Genomic DNA, 20,633 nt, shown 5'->3' on the forward strand with positions numbered 1-20,633 from the left:
GTCCGGCTCATGCCGTTGCAGCTCGCACTGCATGGCGAGTGCGGTAAGAGCCGCCAGGTGAATTTCCGTTTGCCGGAAAGACTGGTGATCACACCAGCTCCACTTCGACCACGCCAGGCACCGCGCGCATCGCCGAGGCGATCTGCGGCGAAATCCGGTAGCGGTTCGGCAGTTCGATCTCGATTTCCCCCTCGCCTTCTTCCTTGATCAGCACGAAGCTCACCTGGCCTTCGCCCCTGACGGCGAGCTGGCCAGCCAGCGTGTTGATCGGGGCCGCGCTGCGCACAAAAATGCGCAGCGCCTTCTGGATACGGCTTGCCTCGTCCTCCAGCGACTGCACGGTTTGGATGCGCAGGTTGACGCCTTCCGGCCTGTCTTCGGCGGCAACGGTGATGACGACGGAACGGCCGGGCTCGAGCAGATCGCGATATTGCGCCAACCCTTCCGAAAACAGCACGGCTTCATACTGGCCGGACGTATCGGAAAAGGCCACGACGCCCATCTTGTTGCCGGTGCGCGTCTTGCGCTCCTGCTTGGTGGTGACGGTGCCGGCCAGACGCCCGGCGGCGGCGCCCCGCTTGACGGCGGCCGAGAATTCCGCCCAGTTCTGCACCCGCATCTTCTGCAGCGCCGCCTTGTACTCGTCGAGCGGGTGGGCGGACAGGTAGAAGCCGACCACCTGGAATTCGCGGTGCAGCCGGTCGGCGGCGAGCCACGGGTCCGTCGCCGGCAGATTGAGCGCCTGCGACTGGGCGCCGAGCGAGGCGCCAAAGATGTCATGCTGACCGGACACCGCGTTCTGCTGCGCCAGCGATGCCAGCCCCATCATGCGCTCGACGCCTGCCATCATGGAAGCGCGGTCGTGGCCGAAGCAGTCGAGCGCGCCGGCCATGATCAGGCTCTCGAAGACACGCTTGCCGACGATCTTGGGATCGACCCGCTCGCAGAAATCGGCAAGGTTCTTGAACGGTTTTTCGCCACGCTGGGCAACGATGTGCTCGACCGCCGCGTCGCCGACGCCCTTCAGTGCTGCCAGCGAATAGTAGATGCGGTTCTCGCCCACCTCGAAAGCGCGGAAGCTCGTCATCACCGACGGCGCCAGAACCTCTATGCCAAGGCGCAGCGCGTCCTGGCGAAAATCGGCGAGCTTGTCGGTGTTGCCCATGTCGAGCGTCATCGACGCCGCCAGGAACTCGACCGGATAGTGCGCCTTGAGGTAGGCGGTCTGGTACGAGACCACCGCGTAGGCGGCGGCGTGCGATTTGTTGAAACCATAGTCGGCGAACTTGGCCAGCAGGTCGAAAATGAAGTCGGCTTGCGGCTTGCCGACGCCACGCTCGACCGCGCCCGAGACGAAGCGCTCGCGCTGCTTGTCCATCTCGGCGCGGATTTTCTTGCCCATGGCGCGGCGCAGAAGATCGGCTTCGCCGAGCGAATAGCCGGAAAGCTCCTGCGCGATCTGCATCACCTGTTCCTGGTAGACGATGACGCCTTGCGTCTCCTTCACCAGATGGTCGATCTTGGGATGGATCGACGCCATCTCCTCCTCGCCATGCTTTCTGGCGTTGTAGGTCGGGATGTTCTCCATCGGCCCCGGACGGTACAGTGCCACCAGCGCGATGATGTCCTCGATGCAGTCGGGCCGCATGCCGATCAGCGCCTTGCGCATTCCGGCACTTTCCACCTGGAACACACCGACCACCTCGCCGCGCGACAGCATGGCGTAGGTTTCGGGGTCGTCGAGCGGTATCGTCGCCAGATCGATCTCGATGCCGCGGCGGCGGATCAATTTGACCGCTGTCTCCAGAACGGTCAGCGTCTTCAGGCCGAGGAAGTCGAACTTCACCAGCCCTGCCTGCTCGACATATTTCATGTTGAACTGGGTGACCGGCATGTCCGAGCGCGGATCGCGGTACATCGGCACCAGTTCCGACAGCGGCCTGTCGCCAATGACGATGCCGGCGGCGTGTGTCGAAGCGTGGCGATAGAGCCCTTCGAGCTTCTGCGCCATGTCGAGCAGCGTCTGGACGATCGGCTCCTTCTCGGCCTCTTCGGCAAAGCGCGGTTCGTTGGCGATGGCGTCGGCGAGCTTGACCGGATTGGCCGGGTTCTGCGGCACCATCTTGGAGAGCTTGTCGACCTGGCCATAGGGCATCTGCAGCACACGGCCGACGTCGCGCAGCACCGCGCGGGCCTGCAGCGTACCAAAGGTGATGATCTGGCCGACCTGGTCGCGACCATACTTCTGCTGGACGTAGCGGATCACCTCTTCGCGGCGATCCTGGCAGAAGTCGATGTCGAAGTCGGGCATCGACACGCGGTCCGGATTGAGAAAACGTTCGAACAGCAAAGAGAAGCGCAGCGGATCGATATCGGTGATGGTCGTCGAATAGGCGACCAGCGACCCCGCACCCGAGCCGCGGCCGGGCCCGACCGGGATCCCTTGCGCCTTGGCCCATTTGATGAAGTCGGCGACGATCAGGAAGTAGCCGGGGAATTTCATCTTCTCGATGATGCCGAGCTCGAAATTCAGCCTCTGGCGATACTGTTCGATCGTATACCCCGGGGTGGGACCATGCGCGGCGAGCCGGGCTTCCAGCCCTTCATGCGCCTGGCGGGCCAGTTCGTCGGCTTCCGCTTTCACCGCGGCATCGGCATCGGCGACATCACCGCCGGTAAAGCGCGGCAGGATCGGATTGCGGTTCTTAGGATAGTAGGAACAGCGCAGCGCGATCTCGACCGTGTTGTCGATCGCTTCCGGCAGGTCGGCGAACAGCCTGGCCATATCGGCCTGGCTGCGCAGGAAATTGTCCGGCGACAGCCGGCGGCGGTTGTCGGCGGCGACGACCGATCCTTCGGCGATGGCGATCAGCGCGTCATGCGCCTCGTAGTCGTCGCGCGCCGAGAAAAACGCCTCGTTGGTGGCGACAAGCGGCAATTCGTGGGCATAAGCCAGATCGATCGAGGATTTCTCGATCATTCGATCGTAACCCGAAACCCGATCCAATTCGACATAGAGCCGATCGCCGAACATCGCCTTGAGGGTCAAAAGCCGTGCCTCGGCAAGATCGCGGCGATCTTCCTTGAGCGCGATTCCGATGGGGCCGCGCGGCCCCCCGCTGAGGCAGATCAGCCCGTCACAATAGCCTTCCATCATTTCAGTGGTCAGGTGCACCGCCTCGCCCGGTGGTGTTTCGAGGTAAACCCGGCTGACCAGCCTGACCAGATTGGAGTAGCCGGTCTCGGTCGCGGCGATCAGGACCACCGGCCGCATCTCCGGACCCTGCCGTCTGCGGTCGCGCTGTCCGTCGATGTTCTCGCCGGAAAAGGCGAGCGCAACCTGGCAGCCGATGATCGGCTGGATACCGTCCTTCACCGCCTTCTGCGCGAACTCCAGCGCGCCGAACAGATTGTTGGTGTCGGTGACGGCAATCGCCGGGGCCTCGTCCTTGACCGCGTGAGCCACCACCTTGCCAATCTGCAAGGCACCTTCCAGCAGCGAATAGGCCGAATGCACGCGTAGATGGATGAAGGGCCGCGCCGGCGCCTCTGGCCGCGCGGCCGCTATTGCGGCTTCGCGTTTCAGGGGATCGCGTGGAAGTCTGTCATCCGCCATGGTTTTCGTACTGCCTGAAGGACTTGAGTCGATGGAGATGTATTGTCCGGGACGGGGCGATACCAGTCCAGCACAAGCGACCTCTGACCACAGGCTTGCCGCGCCCTGCCCGGTTCAATCTCAGGCGAATTCCATGATCACCGCGTCGACGGCCAGGCTGTCGCCCGGCTTGGCGTTGAGTTTCGAGACGACAAGGTCGCGTTCGGCGCGCAACACGTTTTCCATCTTCATCGCCTCGACCACGGCCAGCGTCTCGCCGGCCTTGACCTCCTGGCCCTCGGCAACGGCAATCGAAACGACGAGGCCGGGCATCGGGCACAGCAGCAGGTTCGACGTGTCCGGCGCCACTTTTTCCGGCATCAGCCTTTCAAGTTCGGCGATGCGCGGCAGCATGGCGCGCGCGGTCACCGACATGCCCTTCCAGGCGATGCGAAAGCCATTGGCAACCGGCCTGATCTGAGCGGCGACCTTGCGCTGGCCGACCGTGCCGCGCCAGATCAGATCGCCCGGCCGCCAGTCGGATGAAACGGTCAGCACCTTGCCACCCTCGATCGACAGATCGATCTCCATCGGAATGGAAATCATGCCTTCGAGGATGGACGCCGACAAATAGCCCTCACCGATCTTCACCACCCAGTCGCGTTTGAGCACGCCCGAATGCGGCGCAAGGCGCCCGCCCAGCCGGTCGAGCCGATCACGGCGCAGCAGTTCCACCGCGGTGGCGATCGACGCCAGAACAGCCTTTTCCTCGCTGTTGGGTACAATCGGCGCGAAGCCGTCGGGGTATTCCTCGGCGATGAAGGCCGTCGATATCCGCCCGTCCCGCCAACGCGGATGCTGCATCAGCGCCGCCAGGAACGGGATGTTGTGCTCGATGCCATCGACAATGAAGCTGTCGAGCGCCTCCGACATGGCGTCGATGGCCTCGATGCGCGTCGGCGCCCAGGTGCACAGCTTGGCGAGCATCGGATCATAGAACATCGAGATCTCCGAGCCTTCGGTGACGCCGGTGTCGTTGCGGATGACGATGTCGCCGAATTGTCCTTCCTCCGGCGGGCGGTAGCGCGTCAGCCGGCCGATCGATGGCAGGAAATTGCGGTAAGGGTCCTCGGCGTAGAGTCGGCTTTCCACCGCCCAGCCATTCAGCTTCACATCACTCTGCTTCAAGGCGAGCTTTTCACCGGCGGCCACGCGGATCATCTGCTCGACCAGATCGATGCCGGTGACGAGCTCCGTCACCGGGTGCTCGACCTGCAATCGTGTATTCATTTCAAGGAAATAGAAGTTCTTGTCCTTGTCGACGATGAACTCGACCGTGCCGGCGCTCTGATAGTCGACCGCTTTGGCCAGCGCCACCGACTGCTCGCCCATGGCCTTGCGTGTCTTGGCGTCGAGGAAAGGCGACGGCGCCTCTTCGACCACCTTCTGGTTGCGGCGCTGGATCGAGCATTCGCGCTCGCCGAGGTAGAGCGCATTACCATGCGCGTCGGCCAGCACCTGGATCTCGATATGGCGCGGATCGACGACAAACTTCTCGATGAAGACGCGATCGTCGCCGAACGAGCTCTTGGCTTCCGAGCGCGCCCGGTCAAAGCCGTCGCGCACTTCCGACTGGCTCCAGGCGATGCGCATGCCCTTGCCACCACCGCCGGCCGAGGCCTTGATCATCACGGGATAGCCGATCTCGCCGGCGATCTTCTCGGCATGGTCGGCATCTTCGATGACACCGAGCCAGCCCGGCACTGTCGAAACCTTCGCTGCATTGGCGAACTTCTTTGATTCGATCTTGTCGCCCATCGCCTTGATGGCCTTCGGTTTCGGGCCAATGAACACGATGCCTTCCGCTTCGAGCGCCTCGCAGAAGGCAGCCCGTTCCGACAGGAAGCCATAGCCGGGATGCACGGCCTGCGCGCCCGTCGCCTTGCAGGCGGCAATGATGTTTTCAGGCAGCAAATAGCTCTGAGCGGCGGGCGAAGGTCCGATATGAACCGCCTCGTCGGCCATCTCGACATGCACGGCGTCGCGATCGGCATCGGAATAGACGGCGACGGTGGCGATGCCCATCTTGCGCGCCGTCTTGATGACGCGGCAGGCAATCTCGCCACGATTGGCAATCAGGATCTTGGTGAACATGCGGATAGCATCCCTCGGTCGGCCGTTCCTTTTATGGCCTGTGCTTGCAGGGTCAAGCCGACCATGCAAATCACTGCCTTTCAATCGATTTGCGATTCCAATTCGCCGCTGTGGCCCAGTTTCGGCACCAGCTGCCAGTTGATCGCATCGCCAAAACCTGAAAGCTTGAGCGTAAAATCGCCTTGGGAGGAATTGTCTTATGAAAACCCGCGCCGCTGTCGCTGTCGCCGCCGGAAAGCCGCTGGAGATCATGGAGGTCGACCTCGACGGTCCGCGCGAGGGCGAAGTGCTGGTCGAGATCAAGGCGACCGGCATCTGCCACACCGACGAGTTCACGCTGTCCGGTGCCGACCCGGAAGGCCTGTTTCCGGCTATCCTTGGCCATGAAGGTGCCGGCGTGGTGGTCGATGTCGGCAAGGGTGTCACCTCGGTCAAGAAGGGCGACCACGTCATCCCGCTCTATACGCCCGAATGCCGGCAGTGCCCGTCCTGCCTGTCGCGCAAGACCAATCTGTGCACGGCCATCCGCGCCACGCAGGGCCAGGGCCTCATGCCCGACGGCTCATCGCGTTTCTCGATCGGCAAGGACAAGATTTTCCACTATATGGGCTGCTCGACCTTCTCCAACTTTACGGTGCTGCCGGAGATCGCGCTGGCCAAGGTCAATCCCGACGCGCCCTTCGACAAGATCTGCTACATCGGCTGCGGCGTCACCACCGGCATCGGTGCGGTGATCAACACGGCCAAGGTCGAGATCGGCGCGACGGCCGTCGTCTTCGGCCTCGGCGGCATCGGCCTCAACGTCATCCAGGGACTTCGACTTGCCGGCGCCGACATGATCATCGGCGTCGACCTGAACAACGACAAGAAGGCCTGGGGCGAAAAATTCGGCATGACGCATTTCGTCAATCCGAAGGAGATCGACGGCGATGTCGTCCCACACCTCGTCAACATGACCAAGCGCGGCGCTGACCAGATCGGCGGCGCCGACTACACCTTCGACTGCACCGGCAACACCAAGGTGATGCGCCAGGCGCTGGAATCATCACACCGCGGCTGGGGCAAGTCGGTCGTCATCGGGGTCGCCGGTGCTGGCCAGGAAATTTCGACGCGTCCGTTCCAGTTGGTCACCGGCCGCACCTGGATGGGCACCGCCTTTGGCGGCGCGCGCGGCCGCACCGACGTGCCGAAGATCGTCGACTGGTACATGGACGGCAAGATCCAGATCGACCCGATGATCACTCACACGCTGAAGCTCGAGGACATCAACAAGGGCTTCGACCTGATGCATGAGGGCAAATCGATCCGAAGCGTCGTGATTTACTGAGGAAGACCACAAGCCGCCGACCAACCGGCCTGCGACCTCTGTGGTTCATAAACTGGGAGGAGAAAAGAATGGCGGAGAAACTGCATCCGAAAATCGACAATGGCCTGCCCAAGGAAAGCGCCAGCTTTGCCGGCGGCACGCTGGTCTGCGCTTGCACCAGCAAGCCGGTAAAGGTGAAGGTCAAGGGTCAGATCGCCCACAATCATGCCTGCGGCTGCACCAAGTGCTGGAAGCCCGAAGGCGCGATCTTCTCGGTTGTTGCCGTGGCGGGCACGGGCGACGTCACGGTCACCGAGAACGGCGACAAGCTGAAAGTGGTCGACGCGAGCGCGCTGATCCAGCGTCATGCCTGCACCGGCTGCGGCGTCCACATGCATGGACCGGTCGAGCGCGATCATGCGTTCAAGGGCCTGTCCTTCATCCACCCCGAACGCTTCGTCGAGGACGGCTGGTCGCCGCCGGGCTTTGCCGCTTTCGTGTCCTCGATCATCGAATCCGGTGTCGACCCGAAGCGGATGGACGGCATTCGTGCACAGCTGAGGTCAATCGGGCTCGAACCCTACGACTGCCTCAACCCCGCTCTCATGGACTACATCGCCACCTGGACGGCCAAGAAGTCCGGCGTCTTGCCGGCGTGAACTGACGGGCGGGTGGTTGCACCCGCCCGCCTCGATTTTTTCCAACTTCGCCGAAGGGTCCAGAGCCGAACAGACCGACAAGACAAGATGTGATATGAATTCCCCGGATATGCTTTAAAGCAGTTGGGGAGACGATGCTGCCGATCCTCTTTGCCGCCGGCGTTTTGATCATAGGAACAGGCCTCGCGTACAGCATCAAACGATTTTCGTTTGGCGACAGCACGACGCTGATCGCGCTGATGATCATTCCGCTGCTTGCGTATGGGATCGGCTCGGGAAAAATCAGCGAATTGGCGGGACCCGGCGGCTGGGGCGCGAAATTCAAGCAAGAAGCGGAAAAGACAATCGTCCCGGTGGGACACATTAAAGTCTCCGGCGATCTTTACGGCAAAGGCGGGCTGGACGACCTCAGGCGCATCGTTGGCAACCTTGGTCTCGGTCAACCGATAGCCGTGTCGCTGCAGTTGGGCAGAGGCGACTACTACAGGGCAGATATCATAGCGAAATACATCTCGGTCCTCGTTCACTACGACCCCAACCTGTTGATTATAATAGCTGATTCCGGAGGGGCCTACATCGCGTCGGCCAGAGCGGATGTGATCCTCTCGCAACTGACAGACAAAGATGACTATGAACAGTCGCCTGTGCCACTGTTCAATGCAAAACCATTCATCGATGCCATACACGGGACCGACCCGGCGCCTGTTCGCTCGCTCTACGGCTTTTCTGATCAGTCAATTCCCGAAACGGCTAACAACGTGGCCGCCTTGCAAAGGATGCAAGAACTGAACACGCCAAGGTTGGTTGCGGTGACTTCCGATCGCAAGCCAAAAGGGCTAGTGGATCGTGACCCGATTGTAACGCAGCTGCTTCTTGGACTTGTGCCCGCCCAGTGACTTCCAGCCCTCAGATCCTCGTCGATGCCGATGCCTGCCCGGTCAAGGCCGAGGTCGAGAAGGTCGCCGAGCGCCATGGCGTTGTGGTCACCTACGTCTCCAATGGCGGCTTGCGGCCATCACGCGATCCGATGATCCGCAATGTCGTCGTCTCCAAGGGCGCCGACGCCGCCGACGACTGGATCGTCGACAATGCGCGCGCCAACGACATCGTGGTGACGGCCGACATTCCGCTTGCGGCGCGCGCGGTGGCGCTCGGCGCGCATGTGCTCGGACCCACTGGGCGCCCCTTCACCCCGGAAACGATTGGGATGGCGGTGGCGATGCGCGACCTCAAGCAGCATCTGCGCGAGACCGGCGAAAGCAAGGGCTACAATGCCAGCTTCGCGCCGCAGGACCGCTCGCGGTTCCTTGGCGAACTCGACCGCATCTTGCGGCGGGCGCTCAAATCCCCCACACCGGGCTGAGCCATGACGATCGACACGCCGATCAAGACGCCAGTGCACCGGCACATGCAGTTCGCGATATCTGCCTGCGTCGGCATACCGGCATTCGTGATCGCGCTCATCTCGGGCGTGCCGCTTGCCTATTCGATTTTGATCGGCGCCAATGTGTTCTTCGCCGCCTTTGTCGTGTTGGTCATTGCCCAGATGCCGCTGCTCACCGGCCGCTATCTGAGCAAGAATGCGCGTGAGATCGACCTGCCGGTTCTCGGCATCTTTGCCGTCACGCTTGGTGTTGTCGCCGTTGCCACCGTCCTGCTGTTCCAGTTGATCAATCACAAGGACCGCGACCCCATCGAACTCAGCTTTGCGCTGTTGTCGATCCCGCTCGGCTGGTTCACCATCCATGCCATGGCAGCGCTCCACTATGCCCATGTCTACTGGATGGACGGCGATGCGATCGATGCCGAAACCAAGAAGAAGATCCCGGTCGGCGGCCTCGATTTTCCTGGCGGCAAACGGCCTGAGGGTTGGGATTTCCTTTATTTCGCGACGGTCATCGGCATGACCGCGCAGACCGCCGACACCGCCATAACGACCTCACATATGCGCCGCGTCGTCCTTGTCCATTCGATCCTGTCGTTCTTCTTCAACACGGTTATCGTCGCCGCCGTCGTCAACCTCGCCGTCAGCCTCGGCAACTCGTAATAAATCCGTGATCGGATGAAACATCGGTTTGGATCGCTACGTATCAGGAGGACAATGAACGCGCAGGCCACGCCGCGAGGCCGGGAGACGAGACAAAGATGGAATCCGTTGCCAGAAGCCAATCCACCGCCGGACCGGGCGTTCCCGCTTCGAGCGACAAAACGCTGATCTACCGGCAATCGCGCTGGACGCGGCTGACGCATTGGCTTTGGGCCATCTCGCTGTTCTTCATGCTGCTTTCCGGCCTGCAGATCTTCAACGCCCGCCCGCAGCTCTATATCGGCAAGCAGTCGGGCTTCCAGTACAACAATACCGTCTTCGCCATCGGCGCCGAGAATACCGACGCCGGGCCGCGCGGCTACACCGAGGCCTTCGGCAAGCGCTTCGACACCACCGGGGTGCTCGGCTGGTCGGGTCCGTCAGGCAACGAGACGGCGCGGGGCTTTCCGTCCTGGGCGACAATCCCGTCCTACTACGATCTCGGCACCGCGCGTGTCGTGCATTTCTTCTTTGCCTGGATACTGACCACGACCTTGCTCGTCTGGCTGGTCGCCAGCCTGATCAACGGCCATCTGCGCCGCGACCTCGCCCCGCGCATCGACGATCTCAAGCGGTTGCCGCGGGACATCGTCGACCATGCGAAGCTCAGATTCCACCACACACGCGAATACAACACGCTGCAGAAGACGGCCTATGGCGGCGTGCTGTTCGTGCTGTTGCCGCTGATGATCATCACCGGTCTGGCCATGTCGCCAAGCATGAATTCGGTGCTGCCGTTCCTCAACGATCTGCTCGGTGGCAGACAAACCGCACGCACCATCCATTTCACCGTCATGGTGCTGCTGGTCGCCTTCTTCGTCATTCACATCCTGATGATCCTCGCCGCCGGCCCGATCAACGAACTGCGCTCCATCATCACCGGCTGGTACCGCACCGACCCTCCGGTACATGAGGACGAAACCGCTCAGAGGAGTGCGTGACATGGCGAAATTTCAGATCAGCCGTCGGAAATTCCTGACCGCGGCCAGCCTCGGCGCTTCAGGCATGATGCTGTCGGGCTGCGACGCCTTCGACAGCCAGCTGAGCATCGGCAGCGGCCTGCGCAGTTTCCTCGAAAACGCCAATGGCCTGACATACCGCGCGCAACGCCTGCTCGCCGGCCGCGACGCGCTGGCGCCCGAATTCACCGAGGCCGACATCCGTCAGCCGCAGCGGCCGAACGGCGTCACGGCGCCGGACGACGATGTCTACAAGGGCCTGCTCGCCAACAATTTCGCCGACTGGCGATTGGAGGTTTCAGGCCTTGTCGAAAAGCCGCTGTCGCTGAGCCGCGAGCAGCTCATGAACATGCCGAGCCGCACCCAGATCACCCGCCACGACTGCGTCGAAGGCTGGAGCTGCATCGCCAAATGGACCGGCACGCCGCTGTCGCTGGTGCTGGACCAGGCGGTGGTCAAGCCGCAGGCGCGCTACGTCATGTTCCATTGCCTCGACACGATCGATCGCAGCCTGTCCGGCGACATCAAATATTACGGCACCATCGACCTGATCGATGCTCGCCACCCGCAGACGATCCTCGCCTATGGCCTGAATGGCAAGCCGCTGCCGGTCGAGAACGGCGCGCCGCTGCGCGTCCGTGTCGAGCGCCAGCTCGGCTACAAGATGCCGAAATATCTCTACAAGATCGAACTTGTCGATGGCTTCGCCAATGTCGGCGGTGGTCGCGGTGGCTATTGGGAAGACAATGGCTACGACTGGTATGGCGGGATCTGATCCCCCAAACGTCGGCTCCAAAGACGGTCATCGCCAATACGGCCTGTTGATCGGTCGTGGTGGCCGGCTTTTCGCCATGAACCGTGACGGCAGCGAAAGGTTCGCCGGACCAGAGAATGATTTCCGCTCAGGTGGTGCCAGCGCCTAGCCCTTGCCCTTGGGCACCAACGCCAGCGCCCCTACAGCGGGCGGCGAAACAGTTCGCCCTTTCCGGCGATCTGCTCGGCAATGCCGCCGAGTCGCAGCATGTGCCAGGCAAGTGCATGGTTGCTCGAGGTGACCGGTTTTCCCAACTCCTTCTCGACCTCCTCGACGATCCGGGCAACACGCATGCTGGTGCAGGAAACGAACACCGCCTCGCATTCGCTGGATGCGCCGATCTCGAGAATGGCCTGCTTGACCGATGCCGGCGTGATGCGTGCCACGACATTGTCGTCCGCTTCGTTGAAAGAGCCCATGACCGGGATGTCCATGCCCCGCGCCATCAGCGATGCGCGCAGCGAATGATTGATTTTCGCAAGGTAGGGCGTCAGCAGCGCGATCCGCGAGACGCCCAGGGCCTCCAGCGCGGCGCGCGCCGCCGTCACCGGGTTGGTCACCTGTACGCCGGGCAGCACCTCGTGGACCCGCGCGGCGACCTTGTCCTCGCCGATGACAAGCGCTCCCGACGTGCAGGCAAAGCCGATCACATCGAATTTGACGTCGGGCAAAAGGCCGACCGTGCCGGGGATCACCGCCGCCATCTTCATCAGGTTCTCCGGCGTGATCTCCACATCGCTGTAAAGCCGGGCCTCATAGAGTGCGACGTCGCGCGCGGGCAGCGCGTAGCGGAATTCGTCCTCGATGGTCTGATCGGTCCGCAGGACCAGCAAACCGAGATTGGCGCGGGTGCCGATACCGTCGTCGGTCTTGAATGGAATGTGTTCCTTGTCGAGGACGAGAGTGTCGTCGGCGCGTGTAACCGGGGTGTCCAAATCCAGTCCCCTTCCAAAAGCCAATCCGAATTGTCGACAATAGAAAACGGCGACAATATCGGAGGTGTCAAGAGGCCCCTGAGGCTTGAAGGGTCAAAAACCGCGTGAATTTTGGTCTGAATGGATCACTTCGCGGTCGCCAATGCATGCGCCGTTGACAACGATCGACGTCTTCCTATTGAATTGTCGACAATGAAACGACAGCCATTCGGGGCGGCGATGCGCGTAGTGATCTTGGGCGGGGGTGTTGTCGGGATAACCACTGCCTATCAGTTGCAAAAGGATGGCCACGCGGTCACCGTTCTCGAGCAGGCGCCGCAGGTGGCCGAGGGCGCGAGTTGGGCCAATGCAGGCATGATCGCGCCTGGCCATTCCTTCGTCTGGTCATCGCCAGCCGCGCCAAAAATCCTGCTGAAGTCGCTGTTCCTCGAAGACCAGGCGCTTCGCTTCAGGCTCTCCGCCGACCCCCATCTCTACACCTGGTCGCTGCGCTTCCTCATGCAATGCACGGCCGCCAAGGCGCGCCGCAACACCCTTCTCAAGCATCGCCTGGCGGTTCATTCCCAATCGGTCCTTCGGGCGGTCGTCAAGGAGGAAGGCCTGGAATACGACAGGACGTCGGCCGGCATCCTTTACTTCCATCGCAGCCGTGAGGCGCTCGACAAGGGTGTCGCCAACATGCGCCTGCTGGAAGCCGACGGCCAGGAGATCCGCATTGTCGACGCGCAGCAAATCGTTGACCGCGAGCCGGCACTTGCCTCGTCGCGCGACAGCATTGCCGGTGGTATTTTGTGCCCGACCGACGAAACCGGCAACGCCGCCAAGTTCACGCGCGCCCTGGCGGCCATCGTCGAGTCGAGGGGTGGCAAGATCCTGACGGGCACTAGGATCCTCGGTATCGAACGCAGCAACGATGCGATCACCCGGGTGACCACCGACACGGGTGAGGTCGTGGCCGACAGCTACGTCCTGTGTCTGGGCGCGGAGAGCCCGATCCTCGCCCGCAAGATCGGCCTTGGTCTGCCGATCTATCCGATCAAGGGATATTCGCTGACCATTCCCATCGTCGACCAGGCCCTGGCTCCAAAACTTCCCGTTATCGACGAGCACAACCTCGTTGCCATCACGCCGATGGGCGAACGCATCCGCGTTACCGCCACCGCGGAATTCGCCGGCTATGATCGCAGCCACAAGCCTTCGGATTTCGCCTTCATGAAACGCGTCACGCAGGAGCTGTTCCCGCGCGGCATCGACTATGATCGCGCCGAGATGCGGGCATGCCTCAGACCGATGACGCCCGACAATCTGCCGGTGCTGGGCCAGCGGGGCATCCGGAACCTTTGGCTGAACACCGGCCATGGCCATATCGGGTGGACCATGGCGCATGGATCGGCCCGCATCGTCGCCGATCTGATCGCCGGGCGCGCCGCGCCAATCGCCCTCGACGGAATACTCCCCGCACAAGTGCGGTTCGCCGCGCCGAGCGCCGCAAAGGCTTGACCGACGCCATGCTCCGATCCACCAGGCAAAGCAGCCAGGACAACAACGCGGCGCTGGCATCCAAGCCGATCAAGACCGGCCCGCGGGTCTATGCGGAGATCCGTCGGATGGCGATGGACTATCGCTTCAAGCCGAACGAACGCATCAACGAAGTGGAGCTTGCCGCCAGGCTGAATGTCAGCCGCAGCCCGATCCGCGAGGCCCTGCAGCGGCTGGTCACGGAGGGGCTCATCACCTTCCAGACCAACCGCGGCTTCTTTTGCCGCGGCTTCGATGTCGAGGAGGTCGTCAATCTTTCCGACGTGCGCATCGTGCTCGAGGAGCGTTCCGTCAGGCTGGCAATCCAGCGTGCCACGGATGAGGACCTCGCCGCGCTCGCCAACTGGTGGGCAAACACCATGGCGCGCGCGGACGCGTTTTCCAGCGCCGAACTGACAGCCAGGGACGAAGAATTCCACATCCGCATCGCCAGACTGTCAGGCAATTCCGAACTGGCACGCATGCTCGAAGGCATCAACACGCGCATCCATTTCGTGCGCAAGATCGAAGTGGAAAAGCACCGGCGGCTGTCGACGACCTACACCGAACACCGCGACATCGCCCGCGCCATGATCGCCCGCGATGCCGACAGGGCCGCCAGGCTCATGCATGACCACATCAGCATCAGTGTCGCCGATGCCATGTCGACCGTCAGGGAAGGCCTGGCCCGGATCTACATCGACGTCGACCAGATCTGATCAGGTAGCCCAGGACTGGCCAGGCAACCCAATACTGGTCAGGCAACCCAATATTTGTCAGGCGACCTTGTCGAGCAGCGGCTTCAGCGCCGGATGAATCTCCGGCGTGGCGTGCTTGATCAGCGTCAGCAGTGCGCGTTCATTCTCGTACAAGGGCCTGTCGACGCCGATATGCTCGATCAGCCACCCGGCTTCGCCGGCATCGATCGTCTCGGCACGACGGGCCAATGCTTCGGCCGCCCTGTTCTTGGCCTCCCATTCGGCTTCGATGTCGTCCGGGGACCGATAGGCCTCCATGAGGCCGGCAAATCCACCCGACATCATGCGGCTGAAGAAGTCGCCGATTTGCGGATCAGCCTGATCCAGGAAGGATTCTTGGCGCAGCGCCACATCGCGCGTCGGTGCTTCATAGCCGGCCGAGCACATGACGAAATTGGCGATCGCCTTGACGAACAGATCGTTCCAGGACGGATCGTTGTTGGCCTGGGCCGTCCGCTCGTTGATCCTGAACAGCACCTCGGCCTCGGCGCGAGTGATGGCAATGTTGCCGTCGCCGCCATGGGCATGGAGGATGCGGCGCAGCAGCTCGACCTCCGCCTTCGCGATCAGTCCGGGAACCAACGTACCACCGAGCATCAGCGGTCCCTTGCCATCGATGACCGCATGGGCGACCTGCTCCAGCGCATAGACGCAAAGCCGGCTCGGCGACGACCGTGCTCTTTCCAGCACATGCACCAGCAATTCGAGTTCGGTGCGGCTGTCGACCATGCCGTCTCGAGAGATCGTGCGGATCAGCCAGTCGGCATTGCCCTGCGAGATGTAGCCGGAGGGCTTTTCCTGGTGAACGATGTAGTCGGTAACCGCCTCGACGAAGAACGGCGGCCATTCCGGGCATTTCTCCCGCGCCGTGGCGTCGAGAGCGAACAGCGCCTCGGCCTCGCCGCGCGTCACCACGCCGTCGCCGAACACTTCGTGGCGCAACATGGCCACGTCTTCAGCGGCGATGCGGCTTTTCGACGTCAGCCCCGCCGCCGGCGCGCTCATGATCAATTCGCCCATTTGTCGTCCCCAGCCACCAGCAGAAACCGGTCCAAAGCGTCATTTCTGCCGGTATATCAGGAGTGTCTTGAAAAACCGGCAAACGGCGTGGTTAGCGAAGACTTGTCGGCCAATGCATGTCACCCAAAAGTGTGCGGCGGTTTTGGGAGAACGACATGCGCCAAAATCAAAGAGCTGAAGCGCATCGCCTGAATCCGTTTCAGCGCGATGCGCTTTAGATGTCGCTGGGAGGTGACAAGGTGTCGCCGACGGGCTATGGATGGCGCGTCGAGGGCTCAGGTTTGAGTCCTACCTGTTTGCGGGAGAGAGCAGCGAGAGCTGTCGCCGAAGGGGAAATCGCCCGAAATCTCTCAGGCAAAAGAACCGTAGACGGGAAAGACACTCTGGAAAGTCGGGGCTTGCCCCCGCGCCGAAGGTGTAAGCGCCGCTGACAGAGTTCCGGCTGCGCGAGTCTCTCAGGCTTCAGACAGAGGGGCACGGACTGGTCGCCATCAGCGGCCGATTGCGTGCGACTCTGGAGACGACATGACGGGCGACGACACCAAACACCTTCCCCTCGAAGATATCCATGTGGCCGCCGGTGCGCGCTTTGGCGCCTTTGCCGGCTGGTCGATGCCGCTGACCTATCCGGCCGGCGTCATGAAGGAGCATCTTCACACCCGCGAACATGCCGGCCTGTTCGACATCTCGCATATGAAGCTGTTCGAGGTCAGCGGACCGGAGGCGGTTTCGCTGCTGAACCGCGCCTGCCCGCTGGATGCCGGCGTGCTGGAAATCTCACAGTCCAAACTGACATTTTTCCTGAATGAAGCAGGCGGCATTCTCGACGATCTGATCGTGACCAGGCTCGGCGACGAGCGCTTCATGGTGGTCGCCAACGCCGGCAACGCCGTCGCGGACGAAAGGCATCTGCGTGAGCTTGCCAAGGGTTTCGATGCCAGGGTCGAGCCGCTCGACCGCGTCTTCCTGGCCATCCAGGGACCGGAAGCCTGGGCAGCCCTTTCCCGTGCCGGCATCGAGACCGGGTCGCTGCTGTTCATGCACGGTGTCGAGCCGCGAAAGAACTGGTTCATGAGCCGGTCGGGCTATACCGGCGAGGACGGTTTCGAGATCGGCCTGCCGAAGGCCGATGCGCGCGGCCTTGTCGCGAAACTCCTTGAAGATGAGCGGGTGTTGTGGATCGGCCTCGCCGCTCGCGACAGCCTGCGGCTGGAAGCCGGGCTCTGCCTGCATGGCCAGGACATCACACCGGAGACCGACCCGGCCGCTGCCGCGCTGATGTGGGCTATCCCGAAGGAGGTCCGCGCTTCCGGCGCTTTCATCGGCGCCGATGCCCTGCGTGCCAGCGTGGAACGAGGACCCGCGCAAAAGCGCGTCGGGCTGAAGCCGGACGGTCGCCAGCCGGTGCGCGCCGGTGCTGCGCTCTTCGACGGCGACGGCAAGCCCGCCGGCCATGTCACCTCAGGCGGCTTCGGCCCGTCGGCCGGCCATCCGGTCGCCATGGGTTATGTCGCGACACCACTGGCAAAGCCCGGGACAAGGCTTTTCGCCGACGTGCGCGGCACGAAAATCCCTGTCGATATCAGCTCCCTGCCCTTCACACCGCATCGCTACCGCAAAGGATAATCTTCATGGCAACGACCTATTTCACCGAAGATCATGAATGGCTCCGCGTCGAGGGCGGCGTCGCCACCGTCGGCATCACCGACTACGCCCAGGAGCAGCTCGGCGACCTCGTCTTCGTCGAACTGCCGGAAACGGGAAGGAAGCTGTCCAAGGGCGACACCGCCGTCGTGGTCGAATCCGTCAAGGCGGCCTCCGATGTCTACGCGCCGGTCGATGGCGAAATCATCGAGGCCAACGGCAAGCTGTCCTCGGATCCGTCACTGGTCAACTCGGCGGCGACTGGCGCCGGCTGGCTGTGGAAGATGAAGCTTGCCGACGAAAGCCAGCTCGCGGGCCTCATGGATGAGGCCGCCTACAAAGCCCATATCGGCTGATATCAGGACTTGGACAAGATGACCGCAGCACCCTACCCCTTCTCGGCCCGCCACATCGGCCCGGGCCTCAATGACACCAGAGCGATGCTCGCCGCCATCGGCGTTCCCTCGGTCGAGACGCTGATCAGCCAGTCCGTGCCGAAGTCGATCCGGCTCGACCGGCCGCTTGCCTTGCCCGCACCGGCGAGCGAGGCGGAAGCGCTGGCCGAGCTTTCGGCGACGATGGCCAGGAATACGGTGCTGAAGAGCTTCATCGGCGCCGGCTATCACGGCGTCTATGTCCCGCCGGTCATCCAGCGCAACCTGTTCGAGAACCCGGCCTGGTACACTGCCTACACGCCCTACCAGGCCGAGATCAGCCAGGGCCGGCTCGAAATGCTGTTCAACTTCCAGACGCTGGTGGCCGAACTGACCGGCCTGCCGGTGGCGTCGGCCTCGCTGCTTGATGAAGCCACAGCGGTCGCGGAAGCCGTCGGCATCGCGTTGCGCCACCACCGCGACAAGCGCACCAAGATAGCGCTTGCCGGCACGCCGCATCCGCAGACGCTGGACGTGGTGCGCACCCGTGCCGAGCCACTCGGCATCGAGATCGACGGCGAGACGATCGACGACAACACGGCCGCCCTGCTCGTCTCCTGGCCGGACACGTTTGGCGTCTATGGCGACCACAAGGCCGTGATCGAAAAGGCCCGTGCGACCGGCGCGCTGGTCGTGTTCATCGCCGACCCACTCGGCCTGACGCTGACCGACGCCCCGGCAAAACTCGGCGCTGACATTGCCGTCGGCCCAATGCAGCGCTTTGGCGTGCCGATGGGCTTTGGCGGCCCGCACGCCGCCTACTGCGCCGTTTCCGACAAGCTGACGCGACTGATGCCCGGCCGCCTGGTCGGCCAATCCACCGACAGCAAGGGCCGTCCCGGCTACCGGCTTGCCCTGCAGACGCGCGAGCAGCATATCCGCCGCGACAAGGCGACCTCCAACATCTGCACCGCGCAGGCGCTGCTCGCCAACATGGCGACTGCTTACGCCATCTGGCACGGCCCCGCCGGCCTGCAGGCGATTGCCGGGCGCATCCACGCACTCGCCAACCGTCTGGCAAGCGGCCTCGAGGCGGCAGGCGTGTCGGTGATCGGCACCAGCCGTTTCGACACGGTGACGGTCGAAACAAAGGGCAAGGCCGCGCAGATCGCGACGGCCGCAGAAAAGACCGGCCGGCTGCTGCGCATCATCGATGCCGGCCATCTCGGCATCAGCTTCGACGAAACCTCGACCGATACCGATCTCGACGCGATCGCGGCGTTGTTCGGCGCCAAGGCTGGTCCCTCGGCCGGCAGCACGGTGCCTGGCAAACCGCGTGGCAAGGAGTTCCTGACCCAGCCTGTCTTCCATGAAAACAAGTCGGAAACCGACATGATGCGCTTCCTGCGCCGGCTCGCCGACAAGGACCTGGCGCTCGACCGCGCCATGATCCCGCTGGGATCCTGCACCATGAAACTCAACGCCGCCGCCGAGATGATGCCGGTGAGTTGGCCGAGCATCGCCAACCTGCATCCCTTCGCGCCGGCCGCGCATTCGGCCGGCTATCGCGCCATGATCGGCGAGTTGGAGGGCTGGTTGTCGGAGATCACCGGCTTCGATGCCGTCACCTTGCAGCCCAATGCCGGCAGCCAGGGCGAATATGCCGGCCTGCTCGCCATTCGCGGCTACCACCGCTCGCGCGGCGACAATCACCGCACCGTCTGCCTGATCCCGTCCTCGGCGCATGGCACCAACCCGGCAAGTGCCGCCATGGCCGGCATGAGCGTCGTCGTCGTGCGCTGCACCGACGACGGCAACATCGACATGGACGACATGAAGGCCAAGGCGGCCGAACATGCGCACAATCTCGCCGCGCTGATGTTCACCTATCCTTCGACCCATGGCGTGTTCGAGGAAGGCGCGCGCGACCTCTGCGCGCTGATCCATGAGCATGGCGGGCAGGTCTATTTCGACGGCGCCAACCTCAACGCTCTGGTCGGCCTGGCGCGGCCCGGCGACATCGGCGCCGATGTCTGCCACATGAACCTGCACAAGACCTTCTGCATCCCGCATGGCGGCGGCGGTCCCGGCATCGGCCCGATCGGCGTCCAGGCGCATCTGAAGCCCTATCTGCCCGGCCATGTCACCGAAGGCTCCGCGCATGCCGTGTCGGCGGCTCCGTTCGGCAGCGCCTCGATCCTGCCGATCACCTGGATGTACATCCGCATGATGGGCGCGTCTGGCCTCAAGCAAGCGACTGAAACGGCGATCCTTTCCGCCAACTATGTGGCAACGCGGCTCGGCGCGCATTTCCCCGTGCTCTACAAGGGCAGGCAGGGACGCGTCGCGCATGAGTGCATTCTCGACACCCGCGTGCTCAAGGACAGTGCCGGCATCAGCGTCGACGATGTGGCCAAGCGCCTGATCGACTATGGTTTCCATGCGCCGACCATGTCTTTCCCCGTCGCCGGCACGCTGATGGTGGAGCCGACCGAGTCCGAGCCGAAGCGGGAGCTCGATCGCTTCTGCGAGGCAATGATCGCCATATCAGGCGAAGCGGCGAAGGTGGCCAGGGGCGAATGGCCTTTGGCTGACAACCCGCTGGTCAACGCACCGCACACCGCCGCCGAGGCGCTGGCCGGTCAGTGGACCCACCCCTATTCGCGCCTGGAAGCGGCCTATCCCGCCGGCGACGCCGACACCGCCGCAAAGTATTGGCCGCCGGTGTCGCGCATCGACAATGTCGCCGGTGACCGCAACCTGGTCTGCTCCTGTCCGCCGCTGTCGGACTATCTGGGAGCCGCGGAATAA

Annotated in this window: 16 protein-coding genes and 1 riboswitch; of the genes, 12 read left to right on the forward strand and 4 right to left on the reverse strand. The window is 63.0% G+C overall.

Annotated elements, in window-relative coordinates:
- Window positions 1–88 precede the first annotated feature (88 nt).
- Together dnaE and BLS48_RS01895 are read right to left on the reverse strand one after the other, a co-directional pair.
- Entirely contained in the window at window positions 89–3,616 is a 3,528-nt protein-coding gene (gene dnaE / locus BLS48_RS01890; RefSeq protein WP_091575170.1) for a DNA polymerase III subunit alpha, read from the reverse strand.
- Window positions 3,617–3,736: 120 nt separating this feature from the next.
- Entirely contained in the window at window positions 3,737–5,749 is a 2,013-nt protein-coding gene (locus tag BLS48_RS01895) for an acetyl-CoA carboxylase biotin carboxylase subunit (RefSeq protein WP_091575172.1), read from the reverse strand.
- Between the two features lie 199 nt (window positions 5,750–5,948).
- Here BLS48_RS01895 and BLS48_RS01900 point away from each other — a divergent pair, with 199 nt between their 5' ends.
- From BLS48_RS01900 to BLS48_RS01930, 7 genes are all read left to right on the forward strand, one after another.
- Window positions 5,949–7,076 carry an S-(hydroxymethyl)glutathione dehydrogenase/class III alcohol dehydrogenase gene (locus tag BLS48_RS01900; protein WP_091575174.1) on the forward strand — a complete coding sequence of 376 codons (1,128 nt, stop codon included), beginning with the start codon at window positions 5,949–5,951 and terminating at the stop codon, window positions 7,074–7,076.
- A gap of 68 nt (window positions 7,077–7,144) precedes the next feature.
- Entirely contained in the window at window positions 7,145–7,714 is a 570-nt protein-coding gene (gfa, locus tag BLS48_RS01905) for an S-(hydroxymethyl)glutathione synthase (protein ID WP_091575176.1), read from the forward strand.
- A gap of 134 nt (window positions 7,715–7,848) precedes the next feature.
- A complete protein-coding gene (locus BLS48_RS01910; RefSeq protein ID WP_091575178.1) occupies window positions 7,849–8,610 on the forward strand; it encodes a hypothetical protein in 762 nt (253 codons plus the stop codon).
- Window positions 8,607–9,077: a YaiI/YqxD family protein gene (locus BLS48_RS01915; RefSeq protein ID WP_091575180.1), complete on the forward strand. Its 471-nt coding sequence runs from the start codon at window positions 8,607–8,609 to the stop codon at window positions 9,075–9,077. Before BLS48_RS01910 ends, BLS48_RS01915 begins: the two co-directional genes overlap by 4 nt.
- Before the next feature lie 3 nt (window positions 9,078–9,080).
- Window positions 9,081–9,761 carry a DUF1345 domain-containing protein gene (locus BLS48_RS01920; protein WP_091575182.1) on the forward strand — a complete coding sequence of 227 codons (681 nt, stop codon included), beginning with the start codon at window positions 9,081–9,083 and terminating at the stop codon, window positions 9,759–9,761.
- 98 nt (window positions 9,762–9,859) lie between these two features.
- Window positions 9,860–10,741 (forward strand): cytochrome b/b6 domain-containing protein, encoded by an 882-nt coding sequence (locus BLS48_RS01925; protein WP_091575183.1) that lies wholly within the window; start codon window positions 9,860–9,862, stop codon window positions 10,739–10,741.
- A gap of 1 nt (window position 10,742) precedes the next feature.
- Complete coding sequence (locus BLS48_RS01930; RefSeq protein ID WP_091575185.1) at window positions 10,743–11,534, forward strand: molybdopterin-binding protein; 792 nt, start codon at window positions 10,743–10,745, stop codon at window positions 11,532–11,534.
- A gap of 179 nt (window positions 11,535–11,713) precedes the next feature.
- Here BLS48_RS01930 and BLS48_RS01935 read toward each other — a convergent pair whose 3' ends face one another.
- Window positions 11,714–12,508: a maleate cis-trans isomerase family protein gene (locus tag BLS48_RS01935; RefSeq protein WP_091575187.1), complete on the reverse strand. Its 795-nt coding sequence runs from the start codon at window positions 12,506–12,508 to the stop codon at window positions 11,714–11,716.
- Window positions 12,509–12,727: 219 nt separating this feature from the next.
- Between BLS48_RS01935 and BLS48_RS01940 the strand changes: the two genes are divergently transcribed.
- On the forward strand, window positions 12,728–14,008 hold the full coding sequence (locus BLS48_RS01940; RefSeq protein WP_091575623.1) for a D-amino acid dehydrogenase: 1,281 nt from the start codon (window positions 12,728–12,730) through the stop codon (window positions 14,006–14,008).
- 8 nt (window positions 14,009–14,016) lie between these two features.
- On the forward strand, window positions 14,017–14,745 hold the full coding sequence (locus BLS48_RS01945) for a GntR family transcriptional regulator (RefSeq protein WP_091575624.1): 729 nt from the start codon (window positions 14,017–14,019) through the stop codon (window positions 14,743–14,745).
- A gap of 57 nt (window positions 14,746–14,802) precedes the next feature.
- Here the strand turns inward: BLS48_RS01945 and BLS48_RS01950 are convergent, their stop codons facing one another.
- On the reverse strand, window positions 14,803–15,804 hold the full coding sequence (locus BLS48_RS01950) for a hypothetical protein (protein ID WP_091575188.1): 1,002 nt from the start codon (window positions 15,802–15,804) through the stop codon (window positions 14,803–14,805).
- 289 nt (window positions 15,805–16,093) lie between these two features.
- A riboswitch (glycine riboswitch) is annotated at window positions 16,094–16,180 on the forward strand.
- A 149-nt stretch (window positions 16,181–16,329) separates the two neighbouring features.
- Here BLS48_RS01950 and gcvT point away from each other — a divergent pair.
- The 3 genes from gcvT to gcvP are packed head-to-tail and all read left to right on the forward strand — an operon-like array spanning window position 16,330 to window position 20,633.
- The gene (gene gcvT / locus BLS48_RS01955) at window positions 16,330–17,430 is read left to right on the forward strand and encodes a glycine cleavage system aminomethyltransferase GcvT (RefSeq protein ID WP_091575190.1); all 1,101 of its coding nucleotides are present in this window, start codon (window positions 16,330–16,332) and stop codon (window positions 17,428–17,430) included.
- A gap of 5 nt (window positions 17,431–17,435) precedes the next feature.
- Window positions 17,436–17,804 carry a glycine cleavage system protein GcvH gene (gcvH, locus tag BLS48_RS01960; protein WP_091575192.1) on the forward strand — a complete coding sequence of 123 codons (369 nt, stop codon included), beginning with the start codon at window positions 17,436–17,438 and terminating at the stop codon, window positions 17,802–17,804.
- Window positions 17,805–17,822: 18 nt separating this feature from the next.
- Window positions 17,823–20,633 (forward strand): aminomethyl-transferring glycine dehydrogenase, encoded by a 2,811-nt coding sequence (gcvP, locus tag BLS48_RS01965; RefSeq protein ID WP_091575625.1) that lies wholly within the window; start codon window positions 17,823–17,825, stop codon window positions 20,631–20,633.

Source organism: Mesorhizobium qingshengii (assembly GCF_900103325.1).
Taxonomy (GTDB): Bacteria; Pseudomonadota; Alphaproteobacteria; order Rhizobiales; family Rhizobiaceae; genus Mesorhizobium; species Mesorhizobium qingshengii.